This is a genomic window from Curtobacterium sp. MCBA15_008 (assembly GCF_001865065.1).
Classification (GTDB): Bacteria; Actinomycetota; Actinomycetes; order Actinomycetales; family Microbacteriaceae; genus Curtobacterium.
Genome location: NZ_MJGN01000016.1, coordinates 114,429 through 129,458 on the forward strand (window position 1 = coordinate 114,429; position 15,030 = coordinate 129,458).

Consider the following 15,030-nt stretch of genomic DNA (forward strand, 5'->3'; position numbering starts at 1 on the left):
GCCGAGGTGCCGGGGCGCTCAGGATGGGGCCGAGGTCGCACGAACTGCCGCCTGCGCGGCGGACGAGCGGCAGTTCGAGCGACCCCCGCGATCGGTGCGCGGCATGTTGTGCGACCAGCGCAGAACGCACAGGAGGCGCGGCTCCTCCTGTTCTCCACAGTTCGGCTCCTCGTCGGGTCACGTCCGGCACCTCGCCGCCACACTCTGGCCATGCCTGCTCCTCGTGCTCTCCCCGCCGGAGTCGATGCGCCCGCGTTCCGCGTATGCGACGCCCTCGCCATCGGCATCGATCCGGGCAGACTGCGTCGGCGCGATCTTGTCCGGCCGATCCACGGCGTCCGCACGGCGGATCCGTCGCTGCCGATGGTCGCTGCCGTGGCCCTGGTGATTCGTCCTGACCAGTACTGCAGCCACACGACCGCTGCTGGCCTGTGGGGCGCCCCGCTCCCTCGGGAACACGAGGGAGCCGTCCACGTGACGACGGTCGGGTCCGGAGCGCTCATGCGCCGACCGACCGTCGTGGGGCACCGGCGGCGGGCCAGGGCGGACTTCGTGGAGCGACACGGTGTCCCGGTGAGCACCCCCGCACGGGCTTGGCGGGAGTGTGCCTCGCTGCTCACGGTGGCCGAGCTCGTCGCCGTCGGCGATCATCTCGTCGGTGTCGGCGGCCTGACGTCGATCGATGCGCTGGCGGCCACGATCGCACCGGGGGAACGGTTCGTCGGTGTCGCTCGGGCGGCGATCGAACGGATCCGCGTCGGGGCCGAATCGGCGATGGAGACGTGGTTGCGTCTCGCGGTCGTGGATGCGGGTTTCCCCGAGCCGGAGCTGCAGGTCGAGGTGGTGGATGATGCCGGGCGGTTCCTCGCCCGGGTCGACATGGCATGGCCAGCTGCCCGCATCGCGCTGGAGTACGACGGTGATCACCACCGAGACCGCGGCACGTTCGAGCACGGCCAGCGGCGGGACAACGCGATGACGGTCGCCGGATGGCTGGTGTTGCACGCCAACAAGATGGATGCGCGGAGGCCGGCGGTGCTGTTCGAGCGACTTCGCCAGGCATTCACGGCGCGCGCGTCGGGCATCGGCGGCGCCTGAGCCGGCCGAGATCGCACGACTTGCCGCGGCCGTGCCGCCGAGGTCTCACGAAGTGCCTCCGCGGGGTGCGGCGAGCGGCAGGTCGTGCGACCTCGACGATCGACGGGCGGCACGAAGTGCGATCTCGGCGGAAGTCGGGCCGGCGCGCGACGGCGGGCTGGCGCGCGCGTCAGGCGGCGGGGGGTGCGGGCGGGGCGGGGGTGTAGTCGCGGGGGAGGAGAGGGAGCCACACGCGGAAGGTGGCGCCGCCGCCCTCGGTGTCGAAGACCTCGACGGAGCCGTTGTGCGCCGCCACGATGCCGGACACGATGGCGAGGCCGAGGCCCGAGCCGCCGGTGTCCCGCGCGCGCGAGGTGTCCGCGCGCCAGAATCGCTGGAAGATCTTGTCGCGGAGCTGCGGCGGGATGCCCTCGCCGTGGTCGATCACGTCGAGGTGCGCCATGCCACGCTCGTCGTCCACGCCGATGCCGATCTCGATCGGGTCGTCGTGCTCGGTGAACCGCATCGCGTTGCCCATGAGGTTCGTGACGATCTGCCGGATCTTGTTCTCCTCCGCCAGGACGATCGGCGGACGCTGCGGCAGCACGACGGTGGGGAGCGGCGTGGTCTCGTCGGTCGGGGCGAGGGCGTCGACGCTCATCGCGCGGGTCCGGCGGGCACGCAGTCGCGCGATGGTCTGCCGCGAGAACGCGATCGGGCCGGTGGTGTTCGCCGAGGTGGGCGACGCCGGCGGGACCTCGCCGGTCTCGGAGAAGGGTGACGTCGATGCTGCCGAACCGAACGCGGACGTCGGGGGCCGGACTGCCTGGGCAACGCTCTCGCCGGTCACCGAGTCCTCGACGAGCACCTGGATCTCTCTGTCCGGGTTGGACGCCATCGTGTCGAGCGCGGAGTCGCGGGCGATGGCGACGAGGTCGACCGGACCGAGTTCGAGCGGCTTCGACTCGTCGATGCGGGCGAGCTGGAGGAGGTCCTGCACGAGGAGGCCCATGCGCTGGGCTTCCTTCTCGATGCGCTCCATCGCCTGGGCGACGTCCTCTTCCTTGCGGAGGGCACCCATGCGGTACAGCTCGGCGTACCCGCGGAGGGACACCAGCGGCGTCCGGAGCTCGTGCGAGGCGTCGCCGACGAACCGGCGCATCTGGTCGATGGTGCGCTGCCGGTCCTCGAATGCGGAGTCGATCCGTTCGAGCATCGAGTTGAGGGAGCGGTTGAGGCGGCCGACCTCGGTGTTCGGGGTGTCGGCTTCGAGGCGCTGGTTGAAGTCGCCGGCGGCGAAGCGCGCAGCGGTGTCCTCGACGTCGCGCAGGGGGTCGAACGTGGCGGTGACGAGGAGCCGGGTGAGCATCGCCCCGAGCAGGATCACCGAGATGCCGAAGCCCAGGAAGATGACCGTGAAGCGCGCGATCGTCTGGTCGGTGTCGGCGCTCGAGACGGCGACGAGCACGTACCCGGTCTCGGTGCTGCCACTCGTCTGGTCTTGCAGCGACGCCGGGATGACCTGCGCGCGCCACTCGTGGTTGTGCTGGCTGTCGTACAGCGAGAACCGCACGCCGCTCTGCGCCGCGGCGGAGAAGTCGAGCTGGCGGATGTCCGGTCGGCTGGACGCCTTCGTCTGGCAGATCCGGTCGCTGTCGGAGTTGTACGCGGCGACGTAGGCGCTCTGCGAGAGCACGACGGAGAGCTTGCAGTACTGCTCGCCGTCGCTGATGTTCTGGCCCTCGAGCTGCTCGGTCGTGTTCTTCACGCTGTTGTCGAGCTGCGACATCAGGTAGGTGGACAGCACCGTCATGGTGCCGAGTCCGGCGACGAGCAGGCCGAGCGCGACCAGCAGGACCGTGATCCCGGTGATCTTGGTGCGCAGGGAGATCCCGTCCCACCAGCGGCTCATTCGCGTGTGCATGCTGCCCCAACGATAGACAGCGGCCGCCCGGTGAAACCGGACGGCCGCCGTGAAGACGTGACTAGGAGGCCTTCGACGCCTTGAGCATGTAGCCGAAGCCGCGCTTGGTCTGGATGATCGGCTCGGCCGAGTACTGGTCGAGCTTGCGCCGCAGGTACGAGATGTAGGACTCGACGATGCCGGCGTCGCCGTTGAAGTCGTACTCCCACACGTGGTCGAGGATCTGCGCCTTCGACAGCACGCGGTTCGGGTTGAGCATGAGGTAGCGGAGCAGCTTGAACTCGGTCGGGGAGAGCTCGATCTGCGCGTCGCCGATGGTGACCTCGTGCGTGTCCTGGTCCATCGTCAGTTCGCCGGCGCGGATGATCGCGTCCTCTTCGTCGTTCATGGTGCGACGGAGGATGGCCTTGATGCGGGCGACGATCTCGTCGAGCGAGAACGGCTTCGTGACGTAGTCGTCGCCGCCGACGGTGAGGCCGGTGATCTTGTCCTCGGTGTCGTCCTTCGCGGTGAGGAACAGGATCGGCGAGGTGTAGCCCGAGGAGCGGAGGCGCTTGGTGACGCCGAAGCCGTTCATGTCGGGGAGCATCACGTCGAGGATGATGAGGTCCGGCTCTTCTTCCAGCACGGCGGAGATCGCCTGTGCACCGTTGCCCACCGCACGCACGGCGAAGCCGGCGAAGCGCAACGAGGTCGTCAGGAGGTCGCGGATGTTCGGCTCGTCGTCGACGATCAGGATCTTGGGGCCATCGCTCATGGTCCTATCTTCTGACCGTTCCCTCGGGGTTTCCTGGGAGCGATGCGTACGTCAGCCCACGGGCGTCTGGATCTGGTCCGCGTCGAGGATCGTGTACGAGTAGCCCTGCTTGGCGAGGAACCGCTGCCGGTTCTGCGCGAAGTCCTGGTCGACCGTGTCCCGCGTGACGAGGGTGTAGAACGACGCCGGCAGGCCGTCCTTGTTCGGGCGGAGGAGTCGCCCGAGACGCTGCGCCTCTTCCTGGCGGGAGCCGAACGACCCCGACACCTGGATCGCCACGGTCGCGTCGGGCAGGTCGACCGAGAAGTTCGCGACCTTCGAGACGACGAGCACGTCGATCGTGCCCTCGCGGAAGGCCTGGTAGAGACGCTCGCGCTCGTCGACCGGGGTCGCGCCGGTGATCTCCGCCGCGTCGAGCGACTCGGCCAGCGCGTCGAGCTGGTCGATGTACTGCCCGATGACGAGGATCTGCTCACCGCGGTGCTTCTCGATGAGCTCGCGGACGACCGGGGTCTTCGCCGGGGACGTCGCGGCGAGCCGGTAGCGCTCGTCGTCGCTCGACGCCGCGTACTCGAGGCGGTCCTGGTGCGGCAGGTCGATGCGGACCTCGAAGCACTCGGCGGGGGAGATGTAGCCCTGCGCCTCGATCTCCTTCCAGGGGGCGTCGTACCGCTTCGGGCCGATGAGCGAGAACACGTCGCCCTCGCGACCGTCCTCGCGCACGAGGGTCGCGGTCAGGCCGAGACGCCGACGGGCCTGCAGGTCGGCGGTGAGCTTGAACACCGGCGCGGGGAGCAGGTGGACCTCGTCGTACACGATGAGGCCCCAGTCGAGGGCGTCGAGCAGCGACAGGTGGGTGTACTCGCCCTTCCGGCGTGCCGTCAGGATCTGGTAGGTCGCGATCGTGACCGGACGGATCTCCTTCACGCTGCCGGAGTACTCGCCGATGTCGTCCTCGGTGAGGGTCGTCCGGCGCAGCAGCTCGGACCGCCACTGCCGTGCGGACACGGTGTTCGTGACGAGGATGAGCGTCGTCGCCTTGACCGTGGCCATCGCGCCGGCGCCGACGAGCGTCTTGCCGGCCCCGCAGGGCAGCACGACGACCCCGGACCCCTGCGCGAAGAAGGTGTCGACGGCCTGCTCCTGGTACGGACGGAGGTGCCACTCCGACGTGTCCAGGTCGATCGGGTGCGGCTGCCCGGGCGTGTATCCGGCGAGGTCCTCTGCCGGCCAGCCGAGCTTCACGAGTTCCTGCTTGATCTGCCCGCGGGCCCAGGGCAGCAGCTCCACTTCTTCCGGGGACCGCATGTTGCCGAGCAGCGGCTTGATGCGCTTCGACCGGATGACCTCGGCCAGCACCGACGGCTCCGTCGCGGTCAGGAGCAGCACCGGCTGGAGCTCGAGTTCTTCGGACGGCGAGTTCGCGATCGCCGGCGCGTCCGGGCGTTCCTCGCGCCGGATGACGAGCCGGCCGTACCGCGCCACGGTGTCGCGGATGTCCACGGTGACGCTCTGCGGGACGGGGAACTTCGCGAAGTGCTCGAGCGTGTGGATCATGCTCTCGGCGTCGTGTCCGGCCGCGCGCGCGTTCCAGAGACCGAGGCGCGTGATCCGGTACGTGTGCACGTGTTCCGGGGCGCGTTCGAGCTCCGCGAACACGGCGAGGTCGTGCCGCGCGTCCTCGGCGTCAGGGTGTGCCACTTCGAGCAGCACGGTGCGGTCGCTCTGCACGATCAGCGGTCCGTTCATGACGGATGAGCCTATGCCGCGCGGCTGCGAACCGGCGCGGACCGACCGTCCTGTGGAATCAGGCGTCGCTCTCCACAGCCACGACGAGGGAGAGCGGCAGGGTCCGTTCGACGTCGACAGCCGTGTCGCGCCCGCGGACGCGCCCGGCCGCGACGGACGTCGGGACGATCGAGAACGGCCGTTCCGTGCCGTCCGGCATCCGCACGGTCAGCCGGATCGGGGTGCGCCCGCGGACGGCGAGGTCGATCTGCCGCCCGAGCCACTCCTGCTCCGGTTCGGCGTCGCCGCGTTCGGTGGTCACCCGCAGCCGCTCCACGAGCGCGTGCGCCGCCTGCTCCGGGTTGCGTCCGCCCGCGCGTCGGCGGCCTGGAGGCACGGATCCCGTCGCGGGGCGGGCTGCGGCCGTCAGGACGGCCGGGTATCGCTGGTCCTCCAGCGCCGTGTGGACGACGTGCGGCGGGTAGCGGGTCAGGAGCGTCGTCAGCTCGCTGCGCTCCCACGCCAGCTGCCGGAGCTCGGCGTCGACCCCGATGAGGTCGAGCTGGTCGGCGGTGCCGTGCACCCGGGTGCCGAGGCCGTCCGCGCCGACGTCGACGACGATGCTGCCGTCGCGCGACGACACCTGGTCGACCAGGTAGGCGAGGGGCTGGGGCAGCCCGGTCGCCGAGAGGCGTTCGAGCAGCGCGACGACCTCGTCACGGGTGAGTCCGGCCCGGAAGGCCCGGCGGAGCGAGTCCTCCGAGATGCGGTACCGGGCGGCGAGCCCGGGCGCCTCGAGGACGGCGACGCTCCGGAGCGCGTCGTCGTCGACCGGCGCGAGGGGACCGGGGGCGATCACCGTGAGGTCGTGCTGCAGGTACACGCCGTCCACCGTCGGCGGCAGGTCCTCGGCAGCCGGGGTGGCGTCGCCGTCGAGCAGGGCGCGACCGGTGCTCGTCACGAGCCCGTCGACCGCCAGACCGAGGGCGTCCGCCGAACCCGCGACGTCGAGCAGGACGGCGTCGAGCCACCGCGCCCCGGCGGGGAAGGCCCAGCGGCCCACGGCGACGAGGTCGCGGAGGTCGTCCCCCGCGACGGCGAGGACCTCTTGCACGGCGGGGTCGAGCGCATCGCGCCACGCCGCGACGAGGGTCGACCAGCGGTCCGGCCAGCTCGCGACGAGCCAGGCGTCGCCGGCGGCCGTGGTCGTCCACGTGCCGTCCGACGGGTTCGCGAAACCGATCCGCTCGAGGAGCCCGAGCCGGTGCGGCACCACCTGCGGGTCGGCGCCGGCGCGTTCGCCGAGCGCCTTCGCCAGGGGGGTCCCGATGCCGCCCTTCACGAGTTCGCGCACGGCACCCTCGGAAACGGCGCGCAGGAGCTCGGCGAGCACGGTCATCGTCGCGAAGGCGTGCTCCGCGCCGACCGTCCGGGCGGTCGCGGCGTCGACCGCCTGCGGGTCGGGGGCGGCGGGGCGGGGGTGCGCCGTGCCTCCAGGCAGACCCACGAGGTCCGGGTGGGCGGCCAGCCGGGCCGTGACCGCGTCGTCGACGCGGCCGTCGTCGTCGGCCAGGCCGAGCGTGACCGCCGGGGCCAGGGCGTCCACGTCGCCCGTGCCGTCGCGCAGGGCGAGGAGCGTGGCACGCGGCAGGTGCTCGATCGCGGCGTCCACCGCGTCGTCGGTGCGGAGTGCCTCGGCGAGGTCGAAGAAGTCCGAGATGCGCAGCGGGCCGGTCTCGCCGAACACCGCCGTCGGGAGTCGCCGGGCCAGGACGAGCCGCTCCAGGGCATCGTCGGGCATCGCCCGGAGTCGGGCGGCGAGGTCTGCGGTGGTCGTCATCGTCCGCCGCGATCGTCCGGCGCGGGCCTCAGCGCGCCGTCCGGTTCGCTCGTGCCCTGCGCGTCCAGGTGATCGCGAGCAACGTGAAGACGAGCACCATGCCGATCGGGAAGCCGATGAGCGGGATCGCCATGATGACCGGCCACGGCATCGAGCCCTGGACGCTCGGGGCGGTCAACCACATCACGATCATGGCTGCCATGCAGAGGAACGCGGCGATGAAGATCCCGCCGACCATGAACGCGAGTGCGCGTTCGGTACGATTGAACGTCACCGGGGAATCCGCGGAGTCCTGCGTGTTCCCGGTCGATCGGGTCGGCTTGGCCATCGACCCAGGATATCCGACGCACCACGGCCGAACCACGACCACGAGGAGACCGACGAATGCCCACCGGCAAGGTCAAGTTCTACGACGACCAGAAGGGGTTCGGGTTCATCACCGGCGACGACGGCGAACCCGTCTTCCTGCACGCGTCCTCGCTGCCCGACGGCGTCACGTCGGTGAAGGCCGGATCGCGCCTCGAGTACGGCGTGGTCCAGGGGAAGAAGGGGTCGCAGGCGCTGTCCGTGCGGCTCCTGGACCCGCAGCCGTCCCTCGCGAAGATGTCCCGCCGCTCGGCGGACGACATGGCCGTGATCGTCGAGGACCTCGTGAAGGAACTCGACCGCATCAGCGGGGACTTCCGGCACGGCCGGTACCCGAAGAACGGCACCCGTATCGCCGCGATCCTGCGGCACGTCGCTGACCAGTTGGACGCGTGATGACCGACATCGATCCCTCCTCCACCACGGAGCCCACCGCACCGGTCCCCGGTCCCGACCTCACCGCGCTCGCGCGGAAGGCCCTGCTCGAGGTGACCCCGGAATCGACCGTCGGGGCGTCGGCGGGCACGGTCGACGAGGGCGACGGCGTCGTCTCCGTCCTGTTCGCCAACCGCATGTCCGGGTACCCGGGCTGGCGCTGGACCGTCTCGATCGCCCAGGTCGAGGGTGACGAGCCGAGCGTGCTCGAGGTCGAGCTCATGCCGGGCGACGGCTCGCTCGTCGCGCCGGAGTGGGTGCCGTGGTCGGATCGGCTCGCGGAGTACCGGGCCGGGCAGGACTCGGAGCACGCGCACGACGACGAGACTGACGAGGACGACGACGAGTCCGACGACGAGGACGACGACGAGTTCGACGGCGACGACGAGTCGGACGACGACGACGAGTCGGACGATGACGACGACGAAGACGACGCCGAGTCCGACGACGACGACAGCGACGACGACTTCGACACCGACGAGGACGACCTCGACGAGTCGGACGACGACGACATCGACGGCGTGGACGTCGACGAGCTCGACGTGGACACCGACGCCGAAGACGACTCGGACGCCGACGACGATGACGACGACGAGGCCGAGGACGAGGCCCCGCAGCCGTCCCGTGGCGCTCGCCGTCGCGCCCGCCGTGTCCGTCCGGTCGACCCCGACGATGACCTCGAGGTCGACCAGCTCGACCCGAGCGAGACCGACCCGGACCAGCACCGGTCCTGACGCCCGGCGCCTCCCGACACGCAACGGGGGCGGTTGCTCACAGCGGAGTACCGCTGCGAGCAACCGCCCCCCGTTGCGTTGTGCGATCGCGCGAGCGACCGGCCGGCCGGCCGAGCGAGCGACCGGCCGACCGACCGGGCGCGACTCCGGGTCAGCGCAGCGCGTTCACCGTGTAGTCGATCGCACGCGTGAGCTTCGCGACGTCGTCCGGGTCGATCGCGGTGAAGGTCGCGACGCGGAGCTGGTTCCGGCCGAGCTTCCGGTACGGCTCGGTGTCGACGATGCCGTTCTGGCGCAGGGTCGCGGCGACGGCCTTCGCGTCGATCGAGTCGTCGAGGTCGATCGTGGCGACGACCTGCGACCGGTGCTCCGGCACGCTGACGAACGGCGTCGCGTAGTCGACCGACTCCGCCCAGTCGTACAGCGTCGAGGACGAGGTCTTCGTGCGGGTGTCGGCCCACGTGAGCCCGCCGGACTGGTTGATCCACTGCACCTGGTCGTCGAGCAGGATCAGGGTGGCGAGCGCCGGGGTGTTCAGCGTCTGGTTGAGCCGCGAGTTGTCGACGGCGTTCTTGAGCGACAGGAACTCCGGGATGTACCGGCCGCTCGCCGCGATGCGCTCGACGCGCTCGAGGGCGGCGGGGGAGAACAGGGCGAGCCAGAGCCCGCCGTCCGAGGCGAAGTTCTTCTGCGGCGCGAAGTAGTAGACGTCCGTGGCGCTCACGTCGAACGCCGCACCACCGGCAGCGCTCGTGGCGTCGACCACGGTGAGCGCGCCGTCGTCACCCGCGGCGCGGACGACCGGAGCCATGACGCCGGTCGAGGTCTCGTTGTGCGGGTAGGCGTACACGTCCACGCCCTCCACCGGTTCGAGCGTCGCGAGCGAGCCACCCGGGGCCTCGAGCACGTGCGGCGCCTCGAGCCACGGGGCGGCGGCGGCCTTGGCGAACTTGGAGCCGAACTCGCCGAAGGACAGGTTCTCGGCGCGACGCTCGATGAGCCCGAACGCGGCGGCGTCCCAGAACGCGGTCGACCCGCCGTTGCCGAGGACGACCTCGTAGCCCTCGGGCAGGTCGAACAGGTCGGCGAGTCCGGCGCGCACGCTGCCGACCAGGTCCTTGACGGGCTTCTGGCGGTGGGAGGTACCGAGGATCGTCGCCCCGCGGGTCACGAGGGACTCGAGCTGCGCGCCACGGATCTTGGACGGGCCGCAGCCGAATCGTCCGTCGGTCGGGAGGAGGTCGGCGGGGATGACGATGTCTGCCATGCACCGATCCTAACGAGCGGTATCCCAGCGCTCGTGACCGTGCACCGGCCGGACGGGGCGGACCCGCACCGTGCCTCCAGGCCGCAGCCGACCCACGCCGGACGGGAGTTTCTTGCACCACGCAAGTGTTGGTCAGTCCTCGACGCCCCGAACAAGTAGGGTGGGGCGCGCTGGGCCCAGACATGAGAGGCGGACCGTGACCGATCTCGTCGACACAACGGAGATGTACCTCCGCACCATCCTCGACCTCGAGGAGGAGGCGATCGTTCCGCTGCGCGCCCGCATCTCGGAGCGCCTCGGCCACTCGGGTCCCACGGTCTCGCAGACCATCGCCCGCATGGAGCGCGACGGCCTCGTCGTCGTGTCCGGCGACCGGCACCTCGAGCTCACGGAAGAGGGGCGCTCCCGCGCGACCCACGTGATGCGCAAGCACCGCCTGGCGGAGCGGCTGCTCTCCGACGTCATCGGACTCGACTGGGCGTTCGTCCACGACGAGGCCTGCCGCTGGGAGCACGTCATGAGCGAACAGGTCGAGGTCCGCCTGCTCGAGATGCTCGGCAACCCGACCGAGTCGCCGTACGGCAACCCGATCCCCGGCCTCGCCGAGATCGGCGGCCCCGCGGCAGCCGGCTTCCTCGACGGCGTGCAGAACATCGTCGCCGCGACCGAGGGCACCGACGCCGTCGCGACCGGTGTCATCCGGCGCCTGGGCGAACCCGTCCAGTTCGAGCCGGAGCTCCTCCACCAGCTGCGATCGGCCGGCGTCATGCCGGGGCGGTTGGCGAGCGTGCAGCGTGCGGGCGCCTACGTGGCCGTCCGGGTCGACGGCGAGGACTCGGGCATCGAGCTGCCGAGCGAGGTCGCGCAGCACGTCTACATCGAGCGTCCGTAGGGACTTCGGCCGGCGATGCCCCTGCATCTGGGGGAACGGCATTTTTTGCGCTCTGATCAGGGCTTCTTTACCGTTCCGTTACAAAGCGGCGTTTTCATCTCGACAAGGTAACGGTCGGCACGTACACTCGACGAGTCCGCCGGCCACCCACGAGGCCCAGGACCCGTGACAGGACGTCTCGAACCCGTCTCCTGTCTCGATCGGAAACGATGACGAACGGATGGGGTTGCGCGGCCCGCGGTCACCCACGCGGACGTGATGACGAGACGCCGGAGACACCCCTTTGACGCAGACCGGTTCCGCCGCGGACGCCCAGACGCCCGTGAACCCGACGAACACCGCGAACGCCACCGATGCCCCGCTCTCGCGCCGCGCCGTCCGGCAGAGCGAGACCGACGTGCCCCGCACCCGGAGCGCTCGCGTGACGCCCGTCCGTGACGCACCGCTCCCCGGCGGTCGTCGTGCCGCGCAGGCCGCTCGGACCGCCGCCGACACCAAGGCGAGCTCGTCGGCCCGCAAGCGTCGCTTCCTGGCGCCGGTCGTCCTGACCGTGGCCGCTGGCATGTTCGGCACCGTCGCGGTCGCCCCGGCCTTCGCTGCCACGCAGCAGTCGAGCAGCACCGACGCCGCGAACGCCCAGCGTGCGATCCGCACCACCGAGGCCCAGAACTTCTCCGTGTCCGACGCGGTCGCCCTCGCCGGCACCAACCGCGACGGCTACGGCGCCACCGCGCAGTCCACGCTCGACGCCGAGGCAGCGAAGAAGGCCGCCGACGCCGCCGCGAAGCAGGCTGCGTCCCAGGCCGCAGCCACGCAGGCCGCACGTGCCCAGACCGCGTCGCAGTACGCCGCCTACACCGGCCCGAGCGCCTCCGACTACGTGGCGTCGGCCAGCGCCGCGAAGACCCCGTTCTCGCTGCCGGCCGTGGTCGCCACCGCCAAGCAGTACATCGGCACGCCCTACGTCTTCGGTGGTGCGGACCCGTCCGGCTTCGACTGCTCGGGCTACGTCATGTTCGTGTACGCCCAGTACGGCATCAACCTGGCGCACTCGGTGCCGCTGCAGGACCAGGCCGGCACCACGATCCCCGAGTCCGAGGCGCAGCCGGGTGACGTCGTCATCTTCAACAACGAGGCGCACGACGGCTTCTACATGGGCAACGGCATGATCATGGACGCCCCGAAGCCCGGCGGCGCCGTCTCGATCCGCCCGATCTGGACCAGCGACTACCACATCGTCCGCTTCGGCATCTGAGCCGACCGCGGGCTTCGATCCCGTGAACATCGCCGGAACCGGCCCGCACACCCTCGTGCCGGGCCGGTTTCTGACGTACCCTGCTGCTGCACCGGTCCGATCCGGTCCGCACAGGGAGACCTCATGTCATCGTTCCGCACGACCCGCACCATGGGTCGGCGCGCGCACGTCGACATATGGTCGACCACCGCCTGCATGCACGAGCACACCCCTGCATGACGAGAGCACTGCCCATCCGGGTGGTGCTCTTCGTGGTTCCGGGGTCGTGGACGCGAGCGACGGTCACCTGAGCGGGTGCCCCGGCCCGACGCACCCGCACCGCCTGGAAGCCGTCCAGGCACGTCGGAAGGGAACCCATGCGCACTCTCGTCCTCAACGCCGGTTACGAGCCCCTCGCGGTAATCTCGTTCCGTCGGGCCCTCGTGCTCGTCATGAACCAGAAGGCCGCCATCGTCGCCGCGGACCTCGAGCACCCTGTCACGGGCTCGACGTCCTCCTACGACCGTCCGTCCGTCATCATCCTGACCCGGTACGTGCGGATCCCGCACTCCCGGCTCGTGCCGGTCTCCCGGCGCGGGGTCCTGCGCCGGGACGCCAACCGGTGCGCGTACTGCGACCGGCACGCGACCACGATCGACCACGTCCAGCCGCGTTCCCGCGGTGGTGAGGACTCGTGGGAGAACCTCGTCGCCTGCTGCCTCGCGTGCAACAACACCAAGGGCGATCGCACCCCGCAGGAGATGGGCTGGCGACTGCGCTTCCGCCCGAAGGCGCCGCACGGGTCGTCGTGGGTGGTGCGCGGCATCGAGCGCCCGCAGTCCGAGTGGGATGAGTACCTGGTGGCCGCGTAGCGGCCCGTCGCGGCTGTCGCCGTGTCGGACTGGAGGCGCGTGGCGGGCTCGCCACGCGCCTCCAGTCCGTCAGCTGGTCCGGTCCAGGGCGCGCGCCCGGCGGCCCGGCAGCAGGAAGATCGCGACGATCCCGAACACGATGTAGACGAAGTTGAAGAGCGACGCGAACGTGACGAGGGCGTGTGAGCCACCCGTGACCACCGCGTGCGCGTCGTTGAGGCCGCCGACCGCCATCAGGGTCGTCGGGTCGGTGAGCGCGTGCAGGAGCATCGGCACGATCAGCCACCGGCTGACCCGGAGCGCGAGGAACATCATCGCGCCGAAGCCCATCGCGTAGCCGACGGTCGCGAAGACGAGGAGCGGGTTGCCGCCGCCGAGCAGGTTCTGCAGGTGGATCAGTCCGAAGACGAGGGACGACAGGACGAAGACGGCTCGCTCGCTGTACCCGTGGCGTTCCAGCAGTTCGACGGCGACGCCGCGGGTGAGGAGTTCCTCGGCGAACCCGACGCAGAGGCCGAAGAACAGGATCGAGAGCACCAGCGTCGGCGTGAAGCGGGACCAGTCGGTGCCGAAGACCTTGAGGATCGGCGGCACGATCGTGATGACGACGGCGATCCACATCCACCGCGGTGCCCGGTCGGCACGGCGGCGGAACAGCCGCGGCACCCAGCCGAGCGTCGCCGCGAACGCCAGGAGCAGCAGCCCCATCAGGCCGATCGGCAGGATCGACCCGAGGAGCACGCTCGTCACGTCGCCGTAGGGGTTGTCCAGGTCGATGTACGGCCGGATGACGAGGCCGAGGAGCTGGCCGAGGCCCAAGTACACGGCCAGGTACAGGGCTGCGAGGAGGACCGCGCGCCACCACCCGCCCCGTTGCCAGAACCGCTGCCAAGCGTTCGCGTGTGTCTGATCCGTCGTCTGGTCCGTCATCTGATCCCCTGGTGGCTCGGTCGGTTGCTCGGTCGGTTCGTCGAGCGGTGTCTCGGTCGTGGTCTCACCGCGCGTCGGTCCGGTCCCGCTGCAGTCGGAGGACCTGCGGTCGGAACCAGAACGCGAAGACCGCGACGACGTACACGGCTTCGAGCACGATGCTCGCCGGCACGCTCCAGTCGCGGACAGGGCCGTTGATCACCGCGTCGTTGAGTCCGTGGATCGCGGCGGCGCCGACGTACGCGAGGAGGCCGATGCCGAACGCCCGCCAGGCCGGCAGCGACTTCGCTGCGAGCCAGATGACGATCGCGGCACCGACCGTGATCAGGGGGTGCGAGACCTCCACGATGGTGCGGATCAGCACGTCCATCATCATGACGAACGGCGCATCGGACGGCGCCGGACCGCCGTCGAGGATCGGGTCCACCGCGGTGATGATGTAACTGACTCCCTCGAGGAACCCCAGCCAGGCCGCGGCGACGAGGACGAGCCAGGCGCCGAGCCGCGGCGAACGGTACGTGCGAGCGGACAGCAGCAGGACGACCGGGAGCAGGAGCTTCACGAACTCCTCGACGAGGCCGGGCCAGATCGCGCCGCCGGGCAGCATCGTGGCCGGGCCGTTCAGGACCCCGGCCAGCAGCATCGCGATCGTCCCCCAGGCGAGCCCGATCCACAGCGCCTGGCGCCGGTGCGGTGTGTCCGCGAGGGAGACCTTCTGGCGGAAGTACCAGGCGATCGCGACCAGCGGGACGCCGATGCCGATGATCGCGGCGACGACCACCACGAGTAGGGGGTAGGTCGGCCGGTCGTCACCGCCCGAGGCCGCGCGGTCGACGGTGAGCAGCAGCGAGCCGCCCCAGCGTCCGAGGAGCACACCGGCAGCAGCGCCCCCGAGGCCGACGATGAGCGGTACGGTCCCACGGGGTCGCGACATGTGCTGAAGCTATCAGCACGCTGAAGACACGCGGGATTGA

The 15,030-nt window shown here is 70.6% G+C and carries 14 protein-coding genes; 6 read left to right on the top strand and 8 right to left on the bottom strand.

Translation table 11 applies throughout. The annotated features are described in order from the left end of the window. Window positions 1–573 precede the first annotated feature (573 nt). Window positions 574–1,098, top strand: coding sequence for a hypothetical protein (locus BIU96_RS08715; protein ID WP_139199934.1), 525 nt, complete (start codon window positions 574–576; stop codon window positions 1,096–1,098). Window positions 1,099–1,267: 169 nt separating this feature from the next. On the opposite strand, the gene BIU96_RS08720 is transcribed toward BIU96_RS08715, so the two are convergent. The 5 genes from BIU96_RS08720 to BIU96_RS08740 form a co-directional block, all read right to left on the bottom strand. Next, window positions 1,268–3,001 carry a cell wall metabolism sensor histidine kinase WalK gene (locus tag BIU96_RS08720; RefSeq protein WP_071292213.1) on the bottom strand — a complete coding sequence of 578 codons (1,734 nt, stop codon included), beginning with the start codon at window positions 2,999–3,001 and terminating at the stop codon, window positions 1,268–1,270. Between the two features lie 61 nt (window positions 3,002–3,062). Then, window positions 3,063–3,758: a response regulator transcription factor gene (locus BIU96_RS08725; RefSeq protein WP_017888045.1), complete on the bottom strand. Its 696-nt coding sequence runs from the start codon at window positions 3,756–3,758 to the stop codon at window positions 3,063–3,065. Window positions 3,759–3,809: 51 nt separating this feature from the next. After that, a complete protein-coding gene (locus tag BIU96_RS08730) occupies window positions 3,810–5,507 on the bottom strand; it encodes a DNA repair helicase XPB (protein WP_071292214.1) in 1,698 nt (565 codons plus the stop codon). A 58-nt stretch (window positions 5,508–5,565) separates the two neighbouring features. Then, entirely contained in the window at window positions 5,566–7,326 is a 1,761-nt protein-coding gene (locus BIU96_RS08735) for a helicase-associated domain-containing protein (protein ID WP_071292215.1), read from the bottom strand. A gap of 28 nt (window positions 7,327–7,354) precedes the next feature. Beyond that, window positions 7,355–7,654 (bottom strand): hypothetical protein, encoded by a 300-nt coding sequence (locus tag BIU96_RS08740; protein WP_071292216.1) that lies wholly within the window; start codon window positions 7,652–7,654, stop codon window positions 7,355–7,357. 56 nt (window positions 7,655–7,710) lie between these two features. On the opposite strand from BIU96_RS08740, the gene BIU96_RS08745 reads away from it, so the two are divergent. After that, window positions 7,711–8,088, top strand: a complete 378-nt coding sequence (locus tag BIU96_RS08745; protein ID WP_022906598.1) for a cold-shock protein — start codon at window positions 7,711–7,713, stop codon at window positions 8,086–8,088. Continuing rightward, a complete protein-coding gene (locus BIU96_RS08750; protein ID WP_071292217.1) occupies window positions 8,088–8,861 on the top strand; it encodes a DUF3027 domain-containing protein in 774 nt (257 codons plus the stop codon). The genes BIU96_RS08745 and BIU96_RS08750 overlap by 1 nt, the downstream gene beginning before the upstream one ends. A 151-nt stretch (window positions 8,862–9,012) precedes the next feature. On the opposite strand, the gene serC is transcribed toward BIU96_RS08750, so the two are convergent. Beyond that, window positions 9,013–10,128: a phosphoserine transaminase gene (gene serC / locus BIU96_RS08755; protein WP_071292218.1), complete on the bottom strand. Its 1,116-nt coding sequence runs from the start codon at window positions 10,126–10,128 to the stop codon at window positions 9,013–9,015. A 196-nt stretch (window positions 10,129–10,324) separates the two neighbouring features. Here serC and BIU96_RS08760 point away from each other — a divergent pair, with 196 nt between their 5' ends. The 3 genes from BIU96_RS08760 to BIU96_RS08770 all read left to right on the top strand — a co-directional run bounded on the left by BIU96_RS08760 (window position 10,325) and on the right by BIU96_RS08770 (window position 13,126). Further along, window positions 10,325–11,020, top strand: a complete 696-nt coding sequence (locus BIU96_RS08760; RefSeq protein ID WP_071292219.1) for a metal-dependent transcriptional regulator — start codon at window positions 10,325–10,327, stop codon at window positions 11,018–11,020. Between the two features lie 283 nt (window positions 11,021–11,303). Further along, the gene (locus tag BIU96_RS20390) at window positions 11,304–12,275 is read left to right on the top strand and encodes a C40 family peptidase (RefSeq protein ID WP_071292220.1); all 972 of its coding nucleotides are present in this window, start codon (window positions 11,304–11,306) and stop codon (window positions 12,273–12,275) included. A 356-nt stretch (window positions 12,276–12,631) separates the two neighbouring features. Beyond that, on the top strand, window positions 12,632–13,126 hold the full coding sequence (locus BIU96_RS08770; protein WP_071292221.1) for an HNH endonuclease: 495 nt from the start codon (window positions 12,632–12,634) through the stop codon (window positions 13,124–13,126). 69 nt (window positions 13,127–13,195) lie between these two features. Here BIU96_RS08770 and BIU96_RS08775 read toward each other — a convergent pair whose 3' ends face one another. Next, on the bottom strand, window positions 13,196–14,056 hold the full coding sequence (locus tag BIU96_RS08775; RefSeq protein ID WP_071292222.1) for a CPBP family intramembrane glutamic endopeptidase: 861 nt from the start codon (window positions 14,054–14,056) through the stop codon (window positions 13,196–13,198). A gap of 64 nt (window positions 14,057–14,120) precedes the next feature. Continuing rightward, window positions 14,121–14,990 carry a PrsW family glutamic-type intramembrane protease gene (locus BIU96_RS08780; protein ID WP_083402766.1) on the bottom strand — a complete coding sequence of 290 codons (870 nt, stop codon included), beginning with the start codon at window positions 14,988–14,990 and terminating at the stop codon, window positions 14,121–14,123. Window positions 14,991–15,030: the final 40 nt, after the last annotated feature.